Below are 2,277 nucleotides of genomic sequence, written 5' to 3' on the forward strand. Positions count from 1 at the left end.
CGGGGGGGGTTGTGCGGGGGCGGCGGACTTGGGGGGGGTGGGGGGGGCGGGGGTCCCTCGGGGTGGGCCGGGGCCGACTCGATCACCCCAGGTTCTGGCCCGCAACCCGCCCGCCATTCCCTACGGGTTGGTTGTGCTGGATGGTGGGCGGGTTGCGGGCCAGGTTCTGGGGTGATAGGCCCCGAAAGAGCCCACCCGGAGGAACCCCCGACACCTCGGTCCGCAGCACCGCGCGAGCGTCAGCTCGCGGACCGTTGCCCAGCTCGGGCCGGATGGGTCCGGCCGATATGTGCTCACCGCACGAGCGGCTCGTGCCCGAGCTGGAAATGGCGCGAGTGCTCGCGAGGTCCCGCCTTGGGCGGCACCACGCTGGAAGGTGATTGTGCGGGAGCGACGGAGGTCGGGGACGGCTTGGTGTCGCGGTAGCTCTGGTCTTCGATTCCATTCCGGCGGATACCGGTGCCGCGGGCAACCCGGCCACCGTATCCCCGATGACGCGTCTATCTGGCTCGTGCACACCGCAGGGGCCGCGATGGCGGTCCTCGTCGCGGATTTCCTCACCGTGGTCCGGCTTATGTGTCGGGGATCTGGATGGTGGTGACCCCGGGTGTGGTGCTGAGGGAGACATCGTCGACGGCATGCATGATTTGCATGGCGTGCGGGTGGTCGACGGCGTGGCCGTTGTTACGCCAGGCGTCGGCGATGACTTGCCCGACTCGGCGTGTCGTCAGGTAGAGGATGTGGGCGGCGGGGTCGCCGTCGGTGCGGAGCCGGTTCGCGTGTGAGGCGAGAATGTTGGAGAGCCGCCGGGTCGATTTCGGCGTGAGTTCGATTTCGACGATGACGGTGGTGTGGTCGGGTAGCCAGAGCAGCCCGTCGGCGACGTGAGCGTTCTTGTTGCTGGGGACATCTCGGGTCCAGTGATTGCGTTGTGTGCGTTGTTCGGTCGACAGGTCACGGTTGTGGTGCAGGCGGGTGGAGTTGCCTGCGCTGAGGAGGGTGATCGACATGTGCGCGGTGATGAGGTCGTGGGCGAGGTCGCGGCGTGCGATCGGGTAGGGCTGCCGGACGGGGTAGTACACGCGGCGGTTGTTGCCGCGGTAGAGCACTTGGCTGCCGATCTGCCCGGCTCGGGAAAGTTGGAGCAGGCGTTGGGACAGTCTCTTTTTCGTCATCGGTGTGCGCCCGAAGTATGTGTAGGCCTCGCGCATCGAGTCGGTGTCGGCGATGTGCACTTCGCCGAGCCAATTCAGCACGGCGGCATCGCGTTCGGTGATGGCTCCGGTCGGTGTTGGTGGGAATTTCCTCGCCTGCACGAGTAGTGGTTCGCTCATAGCATTCCTTCCAGTGCGATTCGTGCGGCGGATGGCAGTCCGGAGGCCAGCAGCCGGACGGCGTTCTCGGCCGTGTCGTCGTCGTGGTCGATCGGTCCGGGATGGGTGATCGTGTGGCGGCGGTCGAGGAGTACTTCGCACATTCGCGCGACATCGGCGAGAGAGGCGGCGATGAGGTGGTCGTCGACTCCGGTTGTCCGTGCGTAGCGCGCGGCTGCGCAGGTGGCGCGGACCTCTCGTGTTGCCGTTTCGATCAGTGTGGGGTGTGCGCTGTGTTCGGCGAGTAGCTGCATCGCGCACCAGAACACGGCGACTTCCGGATCCGCGGTGTCTCGGCCTGGCGGTGGCATTCGTACCGCGACCACCCGCTGTGGCGGGGTCGGCCGGGTGGTCGACGGCGGCGTGGTGGTGAATTGCCGGGTGATGGCGGTGTTGCTCATCGGTGGTTTCCATGCGGCGCGCCGGCGCGCCGCGTCGGCCGCGGTGGCGGCCCGCAGCCGGTCGATGTCGGTGCGGGTTCCGCCTCGGACGTCCCCGGCGGAACTCCCGATGGCGACGATCACGACGGGGTCGATCGTCGCTTGCACATTGTCATCTATTCCGATAGAACGCACACGTGTGAGTACGGCAGTATCCATCACGCACTCCTCTGCGGAAAAGGACTGTGGTTCTGCGTGTTGATTGCGGGGCGCATTGGCTCTGCGGTGGTGGATTCATGGCCCCGGGTCGGCATCATGTTCGGGTACGTTGCGGCGTAGGTACTTGTTATCTCCACGTTTCCTCCGGAAATGTCGAATTCGAGGCTATCGCCGACCACCGACAATGACGGATCTGCTACCTGGATATTTGGTCGTAGGAGGGGGGCGGCGGCGGCGGGCCCCGCCCGAAAGGGGGCGCGGGAGCGCGCCCCCCCCGCGCGGGGGGGGGGGGGGCGGGCGGGCGC

At 67.2% G+C, this 2,277-nt stretch carries 2 protein-coding genes; both read right to left on the bottom strand.

Annotation, left to right across the window (positions count from 1 at the left end; all coding sequences use genetic code 11):
* Positions 1-572: 572 nt before the first annotated feature.
* Entirely contained in the window at positions 573-1,334 is a 762-nt protein-coding gene (locus tag QH290_RS24475; protein ID WP_280385390.1) for a hypothetical protein, read from the bottom strand.
* A complete protein-coding gene (locus tag QH290_RS24480; RefSeq protein WP_280385391.1) occupies positions 1,331-1,921 on the bottom strand; it encodes a hypothetical protein in 591 nt (196 codons plus the stop codon). The genes QH290_RS24475 and QH290_RS24480 overlap by 4 nt, the downstream gene beginning before the upstream one ends.
* Positions 1,922-2,277: the final 356 nt, after the last annotated feature.

Source organism: Nocardia wallacei (assembly GCF_029869545.1).
Lineage (GTDB): Bacteria > Actinomycetota > Actinomycetes > Mycobacteriales > Mycobacteriaceae > Nocardia > Nocardia wallacei_A.

What these genes read in the sequence shown, in the direction of transcription:
- QH290_RS24475 (WP_280385390.1), bottom strand. Translation starts at nt 1,334, where the DNA reads ATGAGCGAACCACTACTCGTGCAGGCGAGGAAATTCCCACCAACACCG.